Origin of the sequence: Pseudonocardia kujensis, from assembly GCF_021283305.1 — a bacterium.
Classification (GTDB): domain Bacteria; phylum Actinomycetota; class Actinomycetes; order Mycobacteriales; family Pseudonocardiaceae; genus Pseudonocardia; species Pseudonocardia kujensis.
In genome coordinates this window covers 65,868-86,181 of record NZ_JAJSOK010000028.1, presented here as the reverse complement: position 1 = coordinate 86,181, position 20,314 = coordinate 65,868, and the positions used below count along the sequence as shown (strand labels likewise).

Genomic DNA, 20,314 nt, shown 5'->3' with positions numbered 1-20,314 from the left:
GATGCCCGGCCACGGACTCGACATCGAGCAGCTCACGCTGCGGATCAGACCGACCCTGCACACGGGCATCGTCCCAGCGGCCCGAGATCGACTGGCGGTCCGACACCCGAGCTTTTCAGCAGTCTCCCAGAGAGGCTCCGCCTCGGACCGCCGAGGTGATGGCTCGTCAGGCGGATGAGCTGCGGTCACGCTGGTGGCCGTGGCCAAGCCGGTGACCGTGAATGACGTGCTCGACGGGCAGGTAGCGCTGGATCTGGAGTGCTTGGACCGGGTCTACCTCAACGCCTACGTGCCGAACCTGCAGGCGGGCGGGCAGGTGGTGAGTTTCCTGACCGCGCACCTGGGCTATCCGATCCCGTCGCCGGCGATCTTCAACAAGCTCGGGGCGGCATTCCGCAAGGCCGTCGCCCGGTTCGCCGCCGCCGAGCACGTCCCGGTGGTGCGCTTCGCCAAGACCGACCGCAAGATCGATCGGATGCGCCCGTATCTGGCCGCGCAGGCCGCCACCGGGCACTCCGGGGTGGCCGCGATCGGCACGGCGCAGGAGTTCGCGTCGGTGTTCGTCGGGGTGCAACGCGAGGGCTCGACCGGCGCGCCCTGGTACACCTTCCCCCGCACACAGCGGCGGGTGAGCTGCTTTTACTTCTACCTCTGGGACGACGAGTTCGGCCCGGCGTTCATCAAGATCTGCGCCTACTTCCCCTACCCGGCCAAAATCTGGATCAACGGACACGAGTGGGCCAAACGCCAGGCCGCCAAGGCCGGGATCGGGTACACCGAGCTGTCCAACGGGTTCGCCGCCACCGACGACCCCGCCGCGCTGCAAGCGATCTGCGATCGGCTCGGCCCGGCCACCATCGACGCCTTCGCCCAGCGCTGGCTGGCGGTGCTGCCGCGCCCGCTCACCGACGCCGATCGCGCCGGCGGGTACTGGTGGGAGCTGTCGATGCGCCAGGTCGAGGTCTCACGCACCCTGGTGTTCAGCGCGCCCCGCCATGCCCGCGGGTTCTTCGAGGCCCTGGTCGCCGACAACCTCGACATCGGCCGCCCCGAACACGTCGAGCTGATCTTCACCGGCAAGCACGAACGCCGGGGCCGCCCGCGCACCCACCCACTGACCTTCAACACCCAGGTCGTCACCCGCGGCGTCGAGGTCACCGTCAACGCCTTCTACAAGCACTCCCGAATCAAGCAGTACCTCAAAGACGGCCACGCGCTGCGCGTCGAGACCGTCGTCAACGACCCCTACGACCTGGGCTGTCAGCGCCGGCTGCACAACCTGCCCGCGCTGCAGGCCAAAGCCCGTGCCGTCAACCGGCGCCTGCTCGATACTGAACGCGTCGGCCAGGGCTGCATCCTCGCGAGTCCAGCCTTTGAGCGGATCGCGCACCCCACCCGCACCCGGGAGGGGCGGCGGGCCCCGGCCCTACGGTTCGGCGACCCTCGGGTCCAAGCCCTGGCCGGCGCCCTGAGCGTCTCCCTGCTCGCCGTCACCGGCATCACCAACAAGAGCCTGCGCGCCTTGATGACCGGACTGCTCGGCCAGCCCTACCCCACCAGCCGGGCCAGCTACGACCTGACCCGCCTACGCCGCAACGGCCTGATCACCCGCGTCGAAGGCCGCAACCTCTACCGGCTCACCGACGACGGCCTCGCCTTCGCCATCTTCTACACCAAGGTCCACAACCGCCTGCTCAGGCCGCTCATGGCCAGCGCACCACCCACCCCGCCGCCCCTTCGGGCCGCGCTGCGCACCATCGACCAGCACATCAACGCCCGCTTCGCCGAAGCCCGACTACCGTCGGCGGCCGCCTGAAACCCTGGACAACTGCCAAACCCCTAGCGACCAAGGATTGCTAGCGGGTCGTCGGCCATCGTTCCGCTCTTGCCGCCGTCGTACAGCTGGTCGACGATCAGGTCGGTCTCCGCGAGAGCCTCGAAAGGGACGACCTTCTCGTCATGTGGCACGTTCGGAGGCTATCGATCACCGACTGGGCGGAGCGGCGCAAGGGTAGTTCAGGAGGTTTTCAAGATCATATTCCGGGCCGTCTGTGGGCCGTCTGGGCCGTCGCTGGGCCGTGAGAGCACCCCCGACAACGAAAAACGACGCTGACCTACGAGGAGCTATCCCCGCTGGTCAGCGCCGCTTTCAGTGCCCGGATCAGGCAGCCTGCTTGGTCTCCCAGAAGATCTTGTCGATCTGGGCGATGTAGTCCAGCAGCTCCTGGCCGTCCTTCGGGTCGACCGAGGACTTGGTGCCACCGGGGCCGCCGCCGGCCTTCTTGGTGGCCTTGTTGAACAGCTCGTGCAGCTCCGGGTACTTCTCGAAGTGCGGCGGCTTGAAGTAGTCCGTCCACAGCACCCACAGGTGGTGCTTCACGAGGTCGGAGCGCTGCTCCTTGATCTCGATGGCCCGCTCCCGGAACACCGGGTCCTCGTTGCCCTGGTACTTCTCCTGGATGGCCTTGACCGACTCGGCCTCGATGCGCGCCTGGGCCGGGTCGTACACGCCGCAGGGGAGGTCGCAGTGCGCGGTGGCCTCCAGCCGCGGGCGGAGAATGCGGGACAGCCGCATGGGTCCTCCCTGGTGGTGATCGTTCTGGCGTGCCCGACCCTACTCCCGGGGGCGGGGGGCCAGCAGGCCGGAAGGTGTGGTCAACACGGTGTTTCGGACGCGGATCACAGGGCATCACCGCGGGTGGCGGGCGGTGACCGTCCGGGGCCCCTCCATGTCGACCACCCTCTCCGACGACGACGTCGTCCTGGTCCGGTTCGGCCGGTCCGCCCGGCCGGGTGACGTGGTCCTGGTGCGCTGGCCCGTCCGGCCCGCGCAGCTCTCGGTGAAGCGCGCGGTGCGGCCGGAGGGCGGGCTGTGGTGGGTGGAGGGCGACAACCCCTTCGGCTCCACCGACTCCCGCACGCTCGGCCCGGCCGAGGTGGTGGCCGTCGTCACGCGGCGGTTGTGGCCCCGACCCCGGCGCCTCTGAGGTACGGTCGTCACCCAGTACCCGACAGCCGATCCCTCGGCCCGCCCCGCCGCATCCCGCGGGGCCGGATCGAGGGGGCCGTCCGGCACCGACCCGGCGAGACCTGCCCCCGGTGCACGGCGAGTAGGGACGCCCGACGGCGTCCACCGCACCCGTACCGGAGTTCTTCCATGACCGTCTCCCCCGAGCGCACCCTGTCCTCGGACCTGTCCACGAGCACGCCCGCCCCCACCCGCGAGGAGATCTTCGCCTCGCACGAGGGCGGCAAGTTGGCCACCGGGCTGTCCACCCCGCTGCGCGACGCCCGTGACCTGGCCATCGCCTACACCCCCGGCGTGGCCGAGGTGAGCCGGGCGATCGCCGCCGAGCCCGCGCTGGCCCGCCGGTACACCTGGACCGACCGGCTGGTCGCGGTGGTCAGCGACGGCACCGCCGTCCTCGGCCTCGGCGACATCGGCCCGCGCGCGTCGCTGCCGGTGATGGAGGGCAAGTCGGCGCTGTTCAAGACCTTCGGCGGGCTCGACTCGATCCCGCTGGTCCTCGACACCACGAACGTCGACGAGATCGTCGAGACCCTGGTCCGGCTGCGGCCGAGCTTCGGTGCGGTCAACCTCGAGGACGTCGCCGCGCCGCGCTGCTTCGAGCTGGAGCGCCGGCTGGTCGAGGCGCTCGACTGCCCGGTCATGCACGACGACCAGCACGGCACCGCGATCGTGCTGCTCGCCGCTCTGCAGGGCGCCTGCGCCACCACCGGCCGGGCCCTGTCGTCGCTGCGCATCGTGGTCTCCGGCGCCGGTGCGGCGGGGGTGGCCTGCGCCCGGATCCTGGTCGCGGCCGGGGCCAGGGACGTCGTCGTCCTCGACTCCCGCGGGGTGATCGACGCCGCCCGTGGCGGGATCAAAGCCGAGCTCGCCGCCGAGACGAACCCGCGCGGGGTGACCGGCGGTCCGGCAGACGCGCTGCGCGGCGCCGACGTCTTCGTCGGGCTCTCCAGCGCCACCCTGCCCGAGGAGGTCCTGGCCACGATGGCGCCGGACCCCTTCGTGTTCGCGCTGTCCAACCCGGACCCGGAGGTCCACCCGGAGATCGCCGCGCGGTACGCCGCCGTCGTCGCCACCGGGCGCAGCGACTTCCCGAACCAGATCAACAACGTGCTTGCCTTCCCGGGGGTGTTCCGCGGGGCGCTCGACGTGGGCGCGCGCCGGATCACCGAGTCCATGAAGCTGGCCGCGGCGAACGCGATCTTCTCGGTGGCCACGGACGATCTCGCGGCCGACCGGATCGTCCCCAGCCCGTTCGACCCGCGGGTCGCGCCCGAGGTGGCGGCCGCCGTCGCCGAGGCGGCCCGGCAGGATCCGGCGGCGGGTGTCACGGAGGGTGACCGCTGACAGGCGTCTCACCTGGCGTTCTTCCGCCGCTCGGTGCACATGATCACCGAGCGTGCGGCACCGTGCGGTAACTCACTCGGGTCGGAGTAGTCCGTTCGAGCGGTATCCCCGGATCGAGTGGAGCAGTCGCTCGTTGTGCTCCGTGACGGGGCCCGACGCGGCCCCGGAACACACGGCGAGCACGTGGGGGGCACGGTGAGCGGCTTCGGAGGGCGCGGCGAGGCGGCGGACGAGCCTGCCCGGTCGGGCGTCCCCGACGCCTTCGCCGTCGACCCGGTCGACGAGGAGGACCTCGCCGACCTGTCCGCCGACCTGTCCGCCGGCCCGTCCGACGGCCCGTCCGACGGCGGGCCGGGCGGCCCGCCCGGCGGTCCGGGGGGCACGGGCCTGCCGGACTCGGTCCGTCGTGCCGACCGGCGCCGGGCGGACAACGTCCCGCCGCGCCCGGAGCAGGCCCGCTTCGCCGACCGCCTCGCCCGGGCGATCTCCGCGCCCTCCGGCGGCCAGGTGCCGGGCCAGACCCGGCGCCCGGCGTCGAGCTCCCTCGGCCGCCCGCTGCCGGAACGCGAGGAGCCGGGCGAGCCCGAGGTGCGCACCGATCCCGGCGCCGTGCAGCTCGCCGCGCCTCCGGAGCAGGTCAGCGGCCCGCACGCGCTCCCGCTCGACCAGGGAACGACCGACCCGGGCGGGCTTCCGGCGGTGCCGCCCACGCTGCGCGACGCCGCCTTCGGCACCGCGGCCCTGCCGCCGTCCGCCCTGTTCGGCGAGAGGATCGACGTCGTGCCGCTGCCGGCCGCACCCGCGGTGGTCTGCGACGGTGCCGACCGGATCCTCCGCGTCAACGACGCCTTCCTGCAGCTCGCCGGCCGCCCCGCGGAACCGTTGGGCGTGCGGCTGGGCGGGCTGCTCGCGGGGCCCGACGCCGACGCGCGCCTGCTGCGCGCCGACGGCACCACGGTCCGGGTGCGCGCGGTCCGCTGGGACCTGCCCGGCGACCTGCACACCGTCGTCCTCGTGGAGCTGGGCGAGCCGCAGCGCGTGGACCGGCGCTGGACCGCGGAGCTGGAGCGGCTCGCCCGGGTCGGCACCTGGACGTTCGAGCTGGCCACGGCCACCTTCCGGCGCAGCGCGTCGCTCCAGGAGCTCTACCGTGACGTCGGCGTGGTCCCCGACGGCCCGCACGGCCCGGTCGAGGGCGAGCAGGTGGCGGCGCTCTGCCGGGCGCTGCGCACCGGGTCGGGCCCGACCGACCACCACGTCGAGCTGCGGCTGCCCGGCGACCGGGTGCTCAGCTGCCGGGCGGGCGTCGAGCGCGGGCCCGACGGGGTCCCCGTGCGGCTCGCCGGCATGGTCCGCGACGTCACCGCGCAGCGGCTCGCCGAGGGCGGCCGGCACTCCGCGCGGCGCTTCGCCGACCTGCTGTCCACGGTGCCCGACGGGGTCGGGCTGTTCGACGCGGCGGGCCGGCTCGTCGACGCCAACGAGGCCTTCTGCACGCTCCTCGGCCGGCCGCTCGCGGAGCTGCGCGGGCGCACCGCGCTCGACCTGACCGCCGACGCCGAGCCGCAGCCCGACGCCGCACCGGCCGTCCTGCCGGGCTGGCTGCGCCGCATCCCCACGGGTGGCGGGCACGGGTACCGGCTCCAGGCCGTCACGCTGCTGCGCGGCGACGGCACCCGGGTCACGGTCGCGCTCGCCGTCACCGCCTCGACCACCGACGACGGCGACCCGTTCTGGCTGGTCGTGGCCACCGAGGTCGCGCCGCCCGCGCCGCAGCGCGACGCCGGTACCGCCGTCGACGTCCTGACCCGGCTGCCGAACCGCGCGGCCGCGCTCGACCTCGTCGCGGACCTGCTCGCGGGGCCCGACGGCGACCGGGTCGCGGTGGTCTGCGGCGACCTCGACGACTTCGCGCGGGTCAACTCCTCGCTCGGCCACGAGGCGGGCGACGAGCTCCTGGTCAGCACGGCCGCACGGCTGCGCCGGGAGCTGCCCGTCGGCTGCACGCCGGCCCGGCTGGCCGGCGACGAGTTCGTCGTGATCTGCGCCGACCACACTCTCACCGGTGGTCCCGAGGCCCTGGCCCGTACCGTCGCCCGGCTGATGGGCGGCACGGTGGGCGTGCACGGGCGGCCGGTCCAGCTCACCGCCACCGTCGGCGTCGCCACCCCGGACGTGCACCCGGACGCGCCCGTGGAGGCCGGCGACCTGCTGCGCTACGCCGAGGTGGCGATGCACGAGGCCAAGCGCACGGACCGGGGCGGGATCGCCACCGCGTCGCCCGCGGTGGTGGGGTCGGCCGACCGGCAGCTCGAGCTGGAGGGCGAGCTTCGTGCCGCGCTGGTCGAGGACCGGCTCGTGCTGCACTACCAGCCCGTCGTCGGGCCGGACGGCTCGGTGGTCTCCGCGGAGGCGCTGGTCCGCTGGCCGCACCCGGAGCGCGGGATGATCTCGCCGGGCGAGTTCCTGCCGGTCGCCGAGCGCGCCGGCATGCTGCGCGACCTCGACCTGTGGGTGCTGCGGACCGCCGTGAACGAGGCCGCGACCTGGCCCGGCCGCGCCGCGGTCGCCGTCAACCTCGCCGGCCTCCTGCCCAGCGAGCCCGGGTTCCTCGACGAGGTGACGCGGATCGTCGGCGCCTCCGGATTGCCCTGGGACCGGCTCATCCTCGAGCTGGTCGAGACCAGCCTCGTCGCCCTGCCGCGCGCGGCGCGCGCGGTCATGGCCGAGCTCACGGCGCGCGGGGTCCGGTTCGCCGTCGACGACTTCGGCACCGGCTACTCCTCGCTCGCCCGGCTCAAGGAGCTGCCCACCCAGACGGTCAAGGTGGACAGGGCGTTCGTCACCGGCGTCGGGACCGACCCGGCGGACTTCGCGGTCGCCCGGGCCGTCGTCGACATGGCCCGCGCGATGGGGCGGACCACGGTGGCCGAGGGGGTCGAGACGGCCGAGCAGTTCCACGTGCTGCGCGGCCTCGGCGTCGACGCCTACCAGGGCTGGCTGTTCTCCCGGCCGCTGCCGCCCGAGGATCTGCACCGGGTGCTCGCGGGCGGTCGGCTGCCCACGCCCGCCCGCGCCGCGGGAGCCTGACCCCCGAATGACCGGACGGGTCGCGAGGGGATCACACTTCATCATCCGGCTCGCTCCCGTCGGTGCCTCCGGATAGCCTCGTCGCACCATGGCGCCCGGAAGGCGGGCGCCGGGACGAGGGGAAACCCCGCGTGATCGAGTTCCGCGGCGTGACGAAGCGGTTCCCGGACGGGACCGTCGCGGTCGACGGGCTTGACCTGACCGTGGACGCCGGCAGGATCACCGTGTTCGTCGGGCCGTCCGGGTGCGGCAAGACCACGTCGCTCCGGATGATCAACAGGATGATCGCGCCGACCGAGGGCACGGTGACCGTCGACGGCCGGGACGTGATGTCCGGCGACGCGGCGGACCTGCGCCGCGGCATCGGCTACGTGATCCAGCAGGCCGGGCTGTTCCCGCACAAGACGATCCGCGACAACATCGCCACCGTCCCGCTGCTGCTCGGCTGGAGCAAGCGCAGGGCGCGGGCCCGGGCGGACGAGCTGATGGAGGTCGTGGGCCTGGCGCCGGAGATGGCGGCGCGCTATCCCGCGCAGCTCTCCGGCGGCCAGCAGCAGCGCGTCGGCGTCGCCCGGGCGCTCGCCGCGGACCCGCCCGTGCTGCTGATGGACGAGCCGTTCAGCGCCGTCGACCCGGTGGTGCGGGAGTCCCTGCAGGAGGAGCTGCTGCGGCTGCAGGGCGAGCTGGGCAAGACGATCGTGTTCGTCACGCACGACATCGACGAGGCCGTCAAGCTCGGCGACAAGGTCGCGGTGTTCCGCACCGGCGGCGTCCTCGCGCAGTACGACGAGCCGGGCGTGCTGCTCGACCGCCCGGCCGACGGGTTCGTCGACGGGTTCGTCGGACGCGACCGCGGTTACCGCAAGCTGGGCTTCCTCTCCGACGAGCTGCCGCTCGCCGAGCTGCCCACGGTGCGCGTGGGCGAGTCGGCGCCCGACGGGTGGTCGCTCGTCGTCGATCCCGAGGGCCGGCCGCTCGGCTGGGTGCAGGGCGGGGGCAGCGTCGAGGAGGCGACCGTCGTGCCCGGCGGGTCGCTCTACGAGGTCGGGTCCGGCTCGCTGCGCAGCGCGCTCGACGCGGCGCTGTCCTCGCCGTCCGGCCGCGGCGTCGCGGTCGACGGGGACGGTCGCGTCGCGGGCGCGCTGAGCGCCGACGACGTGCTGCGGGCGCTCGCCGCCTCCCGGGCGGACGAGGCGGCCTGATGGTCTGGGACTGGATCCCGCGCAACCTCGGCATGATCGGCGGGCTGCTGGGCGAGCACGTGGTCCTGGCGCTGGTCCCCGTCCTGATCGGACTGGTCCTCGCCGTCCCGATCGGGTGGGCCGCCGCCGGCAACCGCGCGCTGCGCGGGGTGCTCGTGCCGGCCGCCAGCGTGCTGTACACGATCCCGTCGCTGGCGCTGTTCATCGTGTTGCCGGCGATCATCGGCACCCGGATCCTCGACCCGCTCAACGTCGTCGTCGCGCTGACGATCTACACCGTCGCCCTGTTGGTCCGCTCGGTGGCCGACGCGCTCGGCGCCGTCCCGTCCATGGTCGTCGCCGCGGCCACGGCCATGGGGTACCGGCCCGGCCGCCGGTTCGTGTCGGTCGAGCTGCCGCTGGCCGTCCCCGTGTTGATCGCGGGGCTGCGGGTGGCCGCGGTGTCGAACATCAGCCTGGTCTCGGTCGGCGCGCTCATCGGCGTCGGCGGGCTGGGGCAGCTGTTCACGGACGGCTACCAGCGGAACTTCCCGCTCGAGATCCTCACGGGCATCGTGATGGTCCTGCTGCTGGCGCTCGTCGTCGACGGGCTGCTGGTGTTGATCGGGCGGTTCAGCACCCCCTGGACCCGCGTGGGAGCGAACGCGTGAACGCCCTGTTCTCCTGGCTCGCCGACCCCGCGCACTGGAGCGGCTCGGCCGGCATCCCCGCCCGGCTCGTCGAGCACCTCTGGTACTCGGTGCTGGCGCTCGCCCTCGGTGCGGTCGTGGCGCTGCCGATCGGCGCGCTCGTCGGGCACGGGCGCCGCGGCGGGTTCCTCATCGTGGGGTCGGCCAACGGCATGCGCGCGCTGCCCGAGCTCGGCCTGCTCACCCTGCTGGTGCTGCTGATGGGGATCGGGCTGCTCCCGGTCACCCTCGCCCTGGCCGTGCTGGCGATCCCGCCGCTGCTCGCCGGCACGTACTCGGGCGTGCGCAACGTCGACCCCGGCGCGGTCGACGCCGCCCGCGGCATGGGGATGCGCGAGTGGCAGGTGCTGTTCAAGGTCGAGCTTCCCAACGCGCTCCCGCTGATCCTCGGCGGCCTGCGCGGCGCGGCGCTGCAGGTCATCGCGACCGCCGCCGTCGCCGCCTACGTGAGCTTCGGCGGCCTCGGCCGCTTCCTGATCGACGGGCTGCGCACCCGCGACTACCCGCAGATGGCCGCCGGGGCGGTCCTCGTGGCCGTGCTCGCGCTCGTCGTCGAGGGGCTGCTCGCGCTGCTGCAGCGCGCGGTCGTCTCCCCCGGGCTGCGCGGCGGCGGCCGCCGCTCGCCCACCGCCACCGTCGGGCGTCCCGCCCCCGCGCCCGCGAACCCCGAACCCGTCCCCGTCCGAGAGCCCGCAGGAGCCGAACCGTGAAACTGATCCGTCCCCTCACCCTCGTCGCCGCCGGGGCGGCCCTGGTCCTCGGGCTCACCGCCTGCGGTGGCGGCGGGGGCTCGAACGACCCGCTGGCCTCCGGCAACAGCCAGGCCCCGGCCGCGGCGGACACCGTCCGCATCGGGTCGGCGGACTTCCCCGAGAACCAGGTGCTCGCCGAGATCTACGCCCAGGCCCTCGAGGCCAAGGGCGTGAAGGTCGAGCGGAACTTCAACATCGGCAGCCGCGAGGTCTACTTCCCGGCGCTCACCGACGGTTCCATCGACCTCATCCCGGACTACACCGGCGTGCTGCTGCAGTACATCAACAAGAACGCGACCGAGACCGAGGGCGACGCGGTCTACGCCGCCCTGCAGAAGGCCGTGCCGGCACCGCTCACGGTGCTCGACAAGGCGGCGGCCGAGAACAAGGACGCCGTCGTCGTCACGGGCCAGTACGCCCAGCAGAACAACCTGAAGAACATCGGCGACCTCGCCCCCATCGCCGGCCAGGCGTCGTTCGGCGGCCCGTCGGAGTTCCAGACCCGGCCGGACGGGATCCCCGGCATCGAGAAGACCTACGGGGTGAAGTTCAAGGAGTTCAAGGCCCTCGACACGGGCGGCCCGCTCACCGTCGCCGCCCTGAAGGACGGCACCATCCAGGCGGCCGACCTGTTCACCACCGACCCGACGATCGAGGACAGCGGGTTCGTGGTGCTCGGCGACCCGGACAACAACTTCGCCGCGCAGAACGTCGTGCCGCTGATCAACTCCAGCAAGGCGAACGACACCGTCAAGCAGGCGCTGAACGCGGTCCAGGCCAAGCTGACGACCGAAGGCCTCATCGAGCTCAACCGCACCCTCTCGGGCGCGGACAAGCCCGACGTCGGCACCGTCGCCAAGAACTGGCTCGCGCAGCAGGGGCTGTAGGGCGCCGTAGGTAGGCTCGGGCGATGACAGCAGGCACCGTCGCCGCCCTCTACCGCTACCCGGTCAAGTCGATGCTGGGCGAGCCGGTCGCGGAGATCGCGGTCGGCCCGCTCGGCGTCGCCGGGGACCGCCGGTTCGCGCTCCTCGACGAGGAGACCGGCCGGGTGGCCACGGCCAAGCACCCGCGGCGCTGGCGGCAGCTGCTGCAGTGCCGCTCCGCCACCGCGTCCGACGGCGTGCGCGTCACGCTGCCGGACGGGCGCTCGCTCGACGCGTCGGACGCGGACGAGGAGCTGTCCGCGCTGCTCGGGCGCCGGGTCCGGATGGCGGGGGAGCGTCCCGAGGGCGCCGAGGTCGAGCGGCCGGACCCGGTCGACGTGCTCGCCGAGGGCGTCGACGCCGAGGTGGACTACGCGATCCTGGAGATCGCGCAGGGCACCCCGGGCGGCGCGTTCGTCGACCACTCGCCGGTGCACCTGATCACCACCGCGACGCTCGACGCGATCGGCGTCGGCGCGGCAGAGGCGATCCGCTACCGGCCCAACGTCGTCGTCCGGACGCCCGAGGGCTACCCGCCGTTCTCGGAGAACGACTGGCCGGGCCGCGAGATCACCCTCGGTGAGGTACGGCTGCGCGCCACCCTGCCGACCCCGCGGTGCTCCGTCCCCACGCTGGAGCACGGCGCGCTCGGCCGCGCACCCGGCGCGGTCCGCCCGCTCCTCGAGCACCGGGTCGAGGTCCCCGGCTTCGGCGTCCTCCCCTGCGCGGGGGTGTACGCCGAGGTGGTCGCCGGCGGCACCGTGCGGGCGGGGGACGAGGTGCGGGTGGGGGAGTAGGTCCACCCGTCCCCGATCACGTCCGGCGGGGACGGGTGGCGGCCCCACCCCGAGACCCCGACCCGGGTGCTCAGGGAGGGGCCGGGGTTCGTCCCGGATCCCGCGGGTGCGGAGGATTCCTAGCGTCCCTCCCGTGGACACCACCCTCCCCGGCCCGGGGCACGCACCGGGTCCCGTACGCCCGCCCGACACCCGCCGGCCGCGCGCGACGCTGTGGATCCTGCGGGTGCTGCTGACCGTGCACGTGCTCGCCGTGCTGGGTCAGCCGGTGCTGGCCGGGCTGTACCTGTCCGGCGACGTCGACGCGATCACGGTGCACGGGATCGTCGGGTCAGCGCTGGCGGGGCTCGGGCTGGTGCTGATCGGGGGCGCGGCCGCCTACGTGCTGGTCGGCCGCGGGCGGTGGTGGGTGCTCGCCGCCGCGGTGCTGCTGTTCTTCGCGGAGGGTCTGCAGGTCGGGTTCGGGTACGCCCGGGAGCTCGACCTGCACGTCCCGCTCGGGGTGCTGATCGTGACGGTGTCGATCCTGCTGGCCGCCTGGATCTGGACCCCCGCCGCCCGCCGGGGCCGACGATGAGGCGCCCACCCACCCCGTACCTCTCCCGCCGCGCCTTCCTCGGCGCCCTCGCCACCACGGTGGGGGCGGCCGCGCTCACCGGCTGCGGAGCCCTCGGCATCGACACCCCGCCCGGTCAGACCGGCGACGCGCTCCGCACCGCCCGCCCCCTGCCCGCGCCGTTCCGGGTGCCGTTGCCGCGCCCGGTCGTCGCCCGACCGACCGGCACGACCACGCTCCCCGACGGCACCGCGGCCGACCTGTACGAGATCACCCAGCGCGCGGCCGACGTCGAGATCCTGCCGGGCGTCCGCACCACCGTCTGGGGCTACGAGGGCACCTTCCCCGGGCCGACGCTGGAGACGCGGACCGGCCGCCCCGTCGTCGTCCGGCACCGCAACGAGCTGCCGGTCCCGACCGTCACGCACCTGCACGGCGGCCACACCCCGGCCGACTCCGACGGCTGGCCGCTCGACCTGCTGCTCCCCGTCGAGGGTGGGCCGCCGGTGCACCACGGCATGCCCGGTGACCTGGCCGTCGGCACCCGCGACCACCACTACCCGATGACCCAGCGGGCCGCGACGCTCTGGTACCACGACCACCGCATGGACTTCACCGGCCCGGCCGTCTACCGCGGACTGTTGGGCCTGCACCTGGTGCGCGACCCCGTCGAGGACGACCTCCCGCTGCCGCGCGGCGACCGGGAGATCCCGCTCGTGCTCTGCGACCGCGCCTTCGACGCCGACGGCCAGTTCGCCTACCCCTCCCTCGACCGCAGCCTGCGCCGCGTCCCCGGCGTGGCGGCCGCATGGACGGAGGGGGTGCTGGGCGACGTCGTGCTGGTCAACGGCGCCCCGTGGCCCGTCGCGGAGGTCGACGCCGTCCGGCACCGGTTACGGGTCCTCAACGGCGCGAACGCCCGCCGCTTCTCCCTCGCCTTCCAGGTCCCGGGCGCGCCCGACCTCCCGGTCACCCAGATCGGTTCCGACGGCGGTCTGCTCGCCGCCCCGGTCGAGCGCCCGACCGTCGATCTCGCGCCGGGGGAGCGGTGCGACGTCGTCGTGGACCTCGGCCGCGTCCCGGTCGGTACCGAGGTCACGGTCGTCGACCTGCTGAGCGCGGGACCGACCAGGAACGTGCTGCGGTTCCGGGTCGTCCGCGCCGGGCGTGACGACAGCGCCGTCCCGGCCGTGCTGTCGGAGATCGAGCGCCTGGTCCCCGGCCCGGTGCGCCGTGAGTTCGTGTTCCGCCGCGGTGCGGTCGGCGGCCACTCCGGTTGGACGATCAACGACCGGTCCTTCGACCCCGACACCGCGCTGGCCGACGTCCCGCTCGGCGCGACGGAGACCTGGCGGTTCCGCACCGACGTCCACCACCCCGTGCACCTGCACCTCGATCCCGTGCAGGTCCTCGCGCGCGGCGGCCGCGGACCCGGACCGTCCGACGCCGGGTGGAAGGACACGGTCGACCTGCGGCCGGGCGAGATCGTGGACGTCGCCGTGCGCTTCACGGACTTCGCGGGCCGGTTCGTGCTGCACTGCCACAACCTCGAGCACGAGGACATGGCGATGATGGCGACGATCCGGACCGTCGCCGGCGCGAACGGAGCGTGAGACGCCCGGCCGGCGACACGAGGACGGTGGTCACCCCGAGTGGGTACCCGCCTACGGTATGGATTCCGTTGCTCCGATCTGCCTACGCTTCCGGGCGACCGACGAGTCCGCAGGAGCGAGGGAGTCGACCTTCACATGGCCTGGTTCAACGCCCTCCTCGCCTGTGTGTCGCTCGGCCTCGGGCTGGTTCACCTCGTCCGCCTCGCCACCGCGCGCCGTGACGGTCGTCCGGTCGCCGGGGAGGCCGCGCACGTCGTGATGGGGTTCGGCATGGCGGCGATGTTCTCGCCGGTCGGCGACCCCGTCCCGCCCGCGGTGTGGATCGCCGCCTTCGGCCTGAGCGCCGCCTGGTTCGCGGCCCTCGCCCTGCGCACCGGCCCCGCCTCCGACGACGCCGGGCACCACGTCGTGTGCGGCGTCGCGATGCTGTTCATGCTCTCCCTGGGCCTGGGGGAGCAGGCGGCGTCGGGCGGCGGGCACGCCCACCACGCGGCGGGAGCCGGCCCGGCCGCCTGGACCTCGGTCGTCGCGATCGTGCTCGCCGGCTACTTCGGCTGGCACGTCATGCGCTGCGGGGACCGCTTCGCCGCCGCCCGCCGGGCCCGGATCGCGCTCACCGACCCCGTGCCGGCCGGGGGGCCCGCCGAGATCGCCGTGCCCGTGGTCGACAGGGGCAGCTGCGGCCACGCCGCCGGCCGTGTCGAGGGGCGCCTCGCCGCCCTGCGCGCGCCGCAAGCGGCGGCCGTCGCGCACCTGGTCATGGCGTCGTCGATGGCCGTGATGCTGCTCGGGATGATCTAGAAGCGGTTGACGACGTCCGTCACGAGCAGCGCGAGGAACAGCACCGACGCGGCGCCGAGGAACAGGTTCGACAGCCAGCCCGAGCGGCCCTTCCCGGTGACCCGCTTCGAGTTGAGCAGCAGCATCAGGGTGAGGGCCAGGAACGGCATGAAGACCGAGCCCAGCACGCCGTAGACGAGCGTGAGGCCGAAGGGCTTGTCGATGAAGAGCAGGGCCATCGGCGGGATCGTCAGCCAGAGGAGGTAGCCGCGGAAGGGCAGCGACCGCTCGGTCTCGCCCGAGGCGAACCGCTCGACGGTGGAACCCGACTCCGCCGCCTTGCCGTGCGGCAGCCGGATCGCCCGGGTCCAGTCGGCGAACAGGAACGAGACGCCGTTCCACACCCCGAGCAGCGACGTCGAGGTCACGGCCAGGAACCCGACCAGGAAGAGGATCCGGGCCCAGGCGCCGTAGCGCTCGTCGAGCGCGGTGCCCAGCGTGAGCAGGCCGCTGTCGGACTCGGTGAGGTTCTGCCCGAACAGCAGGGTGGAGCCGACGATCAGCATCGCGATCACGAAGATGCCGGTCATGACGTAGCCGATGGCGTTGTCCAGCCGCATCATCGACAGCCAGCCGCTTCCCCGCCAGCCCTTGGCGAACATCCAGTAGCCGTAGGCGGCCATCGTGATGGTGCCGCCGACGCCGCCGATCAGGCCGAGGACGTAGATCGTCGAGCCCTCCGGCAGCCGCGGGGCCAGCCCGGACGCCAGGTTGCCGAGGTCCGGCGCGACCAGCACGGCGACCGCGACCACGGTGCAGAACTTGATCAGCACCAGCACGGTCATGAACTTCTCGAAGAAGGCGTAGCGCTGCGTCCACACCAGCACCAGCCCGACGACGCCGGCGATCATGGCCCAGTACCGCACGGACAGGCCGCCGAACAGGGCGTTGAGCGGCAGCCCGACCGCGGACATCGCCGTCGCGCCGTACACGAAGCCCCACACCACGATGTAGACGCCGAAGAAGCCGGTGGCCCACCGCCCGAGCCGGCGCCAGCCGTCGAGCAGGGTCGTGCCGGAGGCCAGGTGCCAGCGGCCGACGCCCTCGCCGAGCGCGAGCTTCAGCACGGTGCCGAGGATCGCCGCCCACAGCAGCACGGTGCCGAAGCGGGCGCCCGCGACCATCGTCGCCACGAGATCGCCCGCGCCGACGCCGGTCGCCGCGGCCAGGAGGCCGGGCCCAACCTGCCGGAGCTTCGCCCCGGCACCGACAGGGGCTGTGCGCTGCGCGGTCCGGTCCGCTCCCTGCTGCGTACTCACGGTGACCTCCCCGCTCCGGCGACTTCGTCGACTCCGTCCCGGAAACGGTAGGGATGTCCGCTCCGTCCCGCAGCGTCTGGCGTGCGACCGGCCTCACCGATCGTGCAGGGGTGCGGACTGTAGGTTTCCGCTTTACCGTCGTAGCGGGTTCAACGAGAGAGGCGAGAAGCGGCCGTGGCGAGCATCGAAGAGGTCAGGGACGGCATCGCGCAGGCCAACGACAAGGCGTCCGAGAGCATGGGGGCGCTGGACCAGGCGCGCTCCGGCATCGAGGAGGCCCAGCGTGCCCTGCAGCAGGTGACCGAGGGCAGCTCGCAGAGCGACGTCGAGCAGGCCAACGCGTACTACGCCGAGGCGGCCAGCAAGATCGACGACGTCCAGCAGGCCATCAACGCGGCGATCGAGGCGGCCGAGGGCGTCGCCGCCCGGCTGTAGGTGCGGGTGCGCCCCGACCGGAGGACACCGGAGTGAGCATCGCCGAGTTGCGCGCCGCGCTCGAGGGCGTCGGCGGCACCACCGGTGAGGCGCGCGCCCATGCGCAACGCGCCGCGGAACGGCTGGGCGAGGCCGCCGCCCTGCTGGCCGAGCTCACCGAGCGGAGCGGCGCCGACCTGCCGGTGGCGGCGCTGCAGAAGGCCCGGGAGGAGGTCGACCAGCTGGTGGCGACGGTGGCCCTGGCGGGCGACGCGATCGCCGACCTGGGCGGTCGGCTGTAGTCGTGGCACCGGGGAGGAAGGCGCGCCGGGATCGCATCACGGCGGCGTTCGACGCGTTCCACGCCGCAGCTGCGCGCGCCCTCGGCGCGGCCGCGCGGCAGCGGGAGTCGGCCGTCCGCGCGCAGGCCGAGGCCATGTTCGAGCTGTGGTTGCGGCGCGAGGGCGTCGCGGCCGTGCACGGCGACCCGTCGATGGCGCCGGCGTTCCGGTCGCCGGTCCTCGCCGCGGCCGTCGAACGGGCCGAGCGCGACCGGCTGGCCGGGCTCTCCGGCTGGCTGCCGGACGGGCCGCGCGCGCTCGCCGACGTCGTCGCCGAGGCTGCCCGCGGGCCGGCCGGGGCGCGCGGCACCGCGTGGCTCGACGAGGTGGTGCGCGCGGCCGACCCGGACGCGTCGGGCTCGGACCTGCTGCGCAACGAGGGCGTCAAGGACCACCCGGAGCTGTGGCGGATCGGCGCGGGGCACCTCGAGATCGGCGACGCGTTCCCCGTCGCCCTGCCCCTGCTCGACGAGTCCCACCTGCGGATCGACTCCGTGCCGGAGGCCCGTCCCGCCGCGGAGGCGCTGGTCGAGCAGCTGCTCATGCGCATGCTCGCGTGCTTCCGGCCGGGCATCCTGACCGTCGACGTCTGGGACGTCGGCCAGTACGGGCTGATGCCCGCGCTCTACCCGCTGGCCCGCACCGGCCTGGTCACCTCGCACGACCCCAACCGACTCGGCGACCTGCTCGACGAGCTGTCCGAGCGGATCCGCAAGGTGCACAGCCGGGTGCTCGTCGGCGGCTTCCCGTCGCTGCGGGCGCACGCCGCGCACGAGGGCCGGCGCAGCGAGCCGTGGGTCGTGGTGGTGCTGGCCGGCAACCGGACCGCGCTGCCCGAGGACCAGCAGCGGCAGCTGCAGCGGATCGCGCGCAGCGGTCTGGCCTGCGGCATCCACCTCGTGATGCTCGACGTGCCGGTGACCGTCGCCGCGCCCGTCGAGACCGTGCGGTTCACGAAACAGGGCGTGCGCTGCTCGATGACCGGCCCGCACGTGCGCGTGGAGCCGGACCCGCCGCTGCCCCGTCAGCAGGTCACGGACGCGTGCAGCGCGATCGTCCGCGCGCACGAGGCCTGGCGGGCCAAGGTCTCCACGTTCGCCGACCTCCTGCCCCAGGACCGGGACCGCCTGCTGACGTCGGAGGCCGGGATCGTGGCGCCGATCGGGTTCACCGACGGGATGCCGGTCGAGATGGCGCTCGACGACGCCTCCCCGCACGCGTTGATCGGCGGCCCGAGCGGCTCGGGCAAGACCAATCTGCTGCTGGCCATGATCGGGTCGATGGCGGCCCGGTACGACCCCGACGAGCTGCACTTCTACCTGCTGGACTTCAAGGAGGGCGTGTCCTTCGCCCAGTTCGCGCCCGGCCGCCGGGACGCCAGCTGGCTGCCGCACGCCCAGCTGATCGGGATCAACGTCAACACCGACCGCGAGTTCGGGCTGGCGTTGCTGCAGTTCCTCGCCGACGAGATGCGGCGCCGGGCCGAGGCGGCCAAGGCAGCCGAGGTGACGAAGCTGGAGGAGCTGCGGAAGGCCGAGGTCCCCGGTCCCTGGCCCCGGATCGTCGCGGTGGTCGACGAGTTCCAGTACCTGTTCGCCGAGAAGGACCAGGTCACGCGGCAGGCCACGGCCTTGCTGGAGGACGTCGCCCGGCGCGGCCGCTCGCAGGGCATCCACCTGGTCTTCGCCAGTCAGGACGTCTCCGGGATCGAGGCCTTCTGGGGCCGTCCGGCGATCTTCGAGCAGTTCGTGCTGCGGATCGCGCTGCCCCGCGCGCGGCGCGTGCTGGCCAACCTCAACGACGCCGCGCTCGCCCTGCCGCGCTGGCACGCGGTGGTCAACCACGAGTCCGGGATGAAGCACGGCAACGAGATCGCCCGGATCCCCGACGCCGGCGCGGGCTCGGACCTCGACGAGGTGCAGCGAGCCGCCCACGAGCGCTACGCCGGACCCCCGCCCCGGCTGTTCGACGGTGCCCGCTCACCCGCGGTGCGCGACCTGCTCGCCGCGGTGCCGGCCGGCGGCACCCCGCGTGCCCTGCTCGGCCAGGTGATCGACATGGCGGGCAGTGCGGCGGCCGTCGAGCTGCCCGACGCGCCGGGCCGCAACGTGGCCGTCCTCGCGTCGGCGTCGGTGGAGGCGCTCCGGGTGATGGGCGCCGCCACGGCGGGGCTGGCGCGGAGCGCCCCCGCGGAGGCCCGGTTCGTCGTCGCGCCGCTGGTGGGGGAGCTGCCCGCGGCCGCGCTGGCCGGTCGGGAGGTCGAGACCGTCGGGCTCGACGGGATCCGGGCGCGGGTCGAGGAGTTGGCGCGCGAGGTGAAGGAGCGGGTGGCGAGCGGCGACCGGCGGCCGGTGTTCGTGCTGCTCCTGGGCGCCGACGCCGCCGATCCGCTACTGGAGCGGTCCGGCACCGAGGCACTGCGCACGGTGCTGCGGTTCGGGCCGGAGGTCGGTCTCCACGTCGTCGGGTGGTGGCGCTCCGCGACGCGCCTGCGGCAGCTGCTGACCCTCTCCGCCGGGGTCGACGACGTCGGCGCGTGGATCGGGCTCGACGTCCAGGGCTCCGAGCTGGGCGCCCTCGCCCCGGGGCTGGGCACGACCTGGGCGCCGCGCCCGGGCCGCGGCCTGTTCTTCGACCGCGCCGTACACGCGCGGCCGGAGGTCGTGATCGTGCCGGGGCCGCTGGAGGAGGAGGCATGAGCACGCCCGACGAGCCGGAGTCGCCTGCTGCCGCGTACCGCCGCATCGCGAGCGGGATCGAGCAGGCGGTCGGGGCGGTCCGGCGCCAGGACGAGCAGCGCGCGACCCGCCTCGAGCAGGCGCTGGCCCGGATCGACGCGCGGATGCGGCGGGTGGGCGAGCGCGCCGCCCTGACCCGCTTCTCCGTGGAGCTGCACTGGGAGTCGGCGCTGGAGGCGCTGTGGGCGGAGCCGTGGATGACGGTCCGCCCCTTCCCACGCCCCGACGCCGAGGCCGACCCCGCGCAGCTGGAGCGCTACGAGCGCGAGGTCGACCGGACGTACACGGAGCTCATGGACCTCGTCGGCCGCCGCCGCTTCGGCTTCCGCCGCTGAGGTCGCGTCATGGATCCACAATGCTGCTCGGTCGGGGGATTTTTGAGCAGTATGGTTCCCTGACGCGCTCAGGTGGGATGGAGCGGCCGTGCGGCGGTCGTGGTGGCGGCGGTGGTGACGGCGGTCGTGATCGCACTATGGAACCATAATGCGCTGGTCGGCCGTCGATTTGCGCGTTATGGAACCATATTGCGCTGGCTGACTCTCAATCAACGCGTTATGGAACCATATTGCGCTGGCTGACCCTCAATCAACGCGTTATGGAACCATACTGCGCTTGTCGGAGCTCCCAACGCACACTGTGGATCCATAATGCAAGAGGTGGCCGAGAGCTGTGGACGGGCGGGGTGGGGTGTGGATCACGCGGCCCGAGCGTGCCGCGGCGGG

Annotated in this window: 19 protein-coding genes; 16 read left to right on the top strand and 3 right to left on the bottom strand. The window is 73.8% G+C overall.

Annotated features, from left to right (window positions below; all coding sequences use genetic code 11):
- Window positions 1-199 precede the first annotated feature (199 nt).
- On the top strand, window positions 200-1,816 hold the full coding sequence (locus LWC35_RS20460) for a hypothetical protein (protein ID WP_232871775.1): 1,617 nt from the start codon (window positions 200-202) through the stop codon (window positions 1,814-1,816).
- A gap of 23 nt (window positions 1,817-1,839) precedes the next feature.
- Here the strand turns inward: LWC35_RS20460 and LWC35_RS39410 are convergent, their stop codons facing one another.
- On the bottom strand, window positions 1,840-1,968 hold the full coding sequence (locus LWC35_RS39410) for a hypothetical protein (RefSeq protein ID WP_269804488.1): 129 nt from the start codon (window positions 1,966-1,968) through the stop codon (window positions 1,840-1,842).
- Window positions 1,969-2,161: 193 nt separating this feature from the next.
- Window positions 2,162-2,575, bottom strand: coding sequence for a superoxide dismutase, Ni (gene sodN / locus LWC35_RS20455; RefSeq protein WP_232871774.1), 414 nt, complete (start codon window positions 2,573-2,575; stop codon window positions 2,162-2,164).
- A gap of 76 nt (window positions 2,576-2,651) precedes the next feature.
- Between sodN and LWC35_RS20450 the strand changes: the two genes are divergently transcribed.
- The 11 genes from LWC35_RS20450 to LWC35_RS20400 all read left to right on the top strand — a co-directional run bounded on the left by LWC35_RS20450 (window position 2,652) and on the right by LWC35_RS20400 (window position 14,801).
- Window positions 2,652-2,987 carry a S24/S26 family peptidase gene (locus LWC35_RS20450; protein WP_308194610.1) on the top strand — a complete coding sequence of 112 codons (336 nt, stop codon included), beginning with the start codon at window positions 2,652-2,654 and terminating at the stop codon, window positions 2,985-2,987.
- 170 nt (window positions 2,988-3,157) lie between these two features.
- Window positions 3,158-4,375, top strand: coding sequence for an NAD(P)-dependent malic enzyme (locus LWC35_RS20445; RefSeq protein WP_232871772.1), 1,218 nt, complete (start codon window positions 3,158-3,160; stop codon window positions 4,373-4,375).
- 195 nt (window positions 4,376-4,570) lie between these two features.
- Complete coding sequence (locus tag LWC35_RS20440; protein WP_232871771.1) at window positions 4,571-7,465, top strand: putative bifunctional diguanylate cyclase/phosphodiesterase; 2,895 nt, start codon at window positions 4,571-4,573, stop codon at window positions 7,463-7,465.
- A gap of 131 nt (window positions 7,466-7,596) precedes the next feature.
- Window positions 7,597-8,667, top strand: a complete 1,071-nt coding sequence (locus LWC35_RS20435) for an ABC transporter ATP-binding protein (protein ID WP_232871770.1) — start codon at window positions 7,597-7,599, stop codon at window positions 8,665-8,667.
- Window positions 8,667-9,317 (top strand): ABC transporter permease, encoded by a 651-nt coding sequence (locus LWC35_RS20430; RefSeq protein WP_232871769.1) that lies wholly within the window; start codon window positions 8,667-8,669, stop codon window positions 9,315-9,317. The genes LWC35_RS20435 and LWC35_RS20430 overlap by 1 nt, the downstream gene beginning before the upstream one ends.
- Window positions 9,314-10,066 carry an ABC transporter permease gene (locus tag LWC35_RS20425; protein WP_232871768.1) on the top strand — a complete coding sequence of 251 codons (753 nt, stop codon included), beginning with the start codon at window positions 9,314-9,316 and terminating at the stop codon, window positions 10,064-10,066. The genes LWC35_RS20430 and LWC35_RS20425 overlap by 4 nt, the downstream gene beginning before the upstream one ends.
- Entirely contained in the window at window positions 10,063-10,995 is a 933-nt protein-coding gene (locus tag LWC35_RS20420) for an ABC transporter substrate-binding protein (protein WP_232871767.1), read from the top strand. Before LWC35_RS20425 ends, LWC35_RS20420 begins: the two co-directional genes overlap by 4 nt.
- Before the next feature lie 23 nt (window positions 10,996-11,018).
- Window positions 11,019-11,831 (top strand): MOSC domain-containing protein, encoded by an 813-nt coding sequence (locus LWC35_RS20415; protein ID WP_232871766.1) that lies wholly within the window; start codon window positions 11,019-11,021, stop codon window positions 11,829-11,831.
- Window positions 11,832-11,964: 133 nt separating this feature from the next.
- Complete coding sequence (locus LWC35_RS20410; protein WP_232871765.1) at window positions 11,965-12,408, top strand: hypothetical protein; 444 nt, start codon at window positions 11,965-11,967, stop codon at window positions 12,406-12,408.
- Window positions 12,405-14,000, top strand: coding sequence for a multicopper oxidase family protein (locus LWC35_RS20405; RefSeq protein WP_232871764.1), 1,596 nt, complete (start codon window positions 12,405-12,407; stop codon window positions 13,998-14,000). Before LWC35_RS20410 ends, LWC35_RS20405 begins: the two co-directional genes overlap by 4 nt.
- Window positions 14,001-14,135: 135 nt before the next feature.
- Window positions 14,136-14,801 (top strand): DUF5134 domain-containing protein, encoded by a 666-nt coding sequence (locus LWC35_RS20400; RefSeq protein ID WP_232871763.1) that lies wholly within the window; start codon window positions 14,136-14,138, stop codon window positions 14,799-14,801.
- On the opposite strand, the gene LWC35_RS20395 is transcribed toward LWC35_RS20400, so the two are convergent.
- Window positions 14,798-16,099 (bottom strand): Nramp family divalent metal transporter, encoded by a 1,302-nt coding sequence (locus tag LWC35_RS20395; RefSeq protein ID WP_232871762.1) that lies wholly within the window; start codon window positions 16,097-16,099, stop codon window positions 14,798-14,800. The genes LWC35_RS20400 and LWC35_RS20395 overlap by 4 nt on opposite strands.
- A gap of 174 nt (window positions 16,100-16,273) precedes the next feature.
- Between LWC35_RS20395 and LWC35_RS20390 the strand changes: the two genes are divergently transcribed.
- From LWC35_RS20390 to LWC35_RS20375, 4 genes are read left to right on the top strand one after another with little or no spacing between them, the layout of a single operon-like run.
- Window positions 16,274-16,534, top strand: coding sequence for a hypothetical protein (locus LWC35_RS20390; protein WP_232871761.1), 261 nt, complete (start codon window positions 16,274-16,276; stop codon window positions 16,532-16,534).
- Window positions 16,535-16,566: 32 nt separating this feature from the next.
- Entirely contained in the window at window positions 16,567-16,815 is a 249-nt protein-coding gene (locus LWC35_RS20385) for a hypothetical protein (RefSeq protein ID WP_232871760.1), read from the top strand.
- A gap of 2 nt (window positions 16,816-16,817) precedes the next feature.
- On the top strand, window positions 16,818-19,553 hold the full coding sequence (locus tag LWC35_RS40380) for an FtsK/SpoIIIE domain-containing protein (RefSeq protein ID WP_232871759.1): 2,736 nt from the start codon (window positions 16,818-16,820) through the stop codon (window positions 19,551-19,553).
- Complete coding sequence (locus LWC35_RS20375) at window positions 19,550-19,927, top strand: hypothetical protein (RefSeq protein WP_232871758.1); 378 nt, start codon at window positions 19,550-19,552, stop codon at window positions 19,925-19,927. The genes LWC35_RS40380 and LWC35_RS20375 overlap by 4 nt, the downstream gene beginning before the upstream one ends.
- Window positions 19,928-20,314 lie beyond the last annotated feature (387 nt).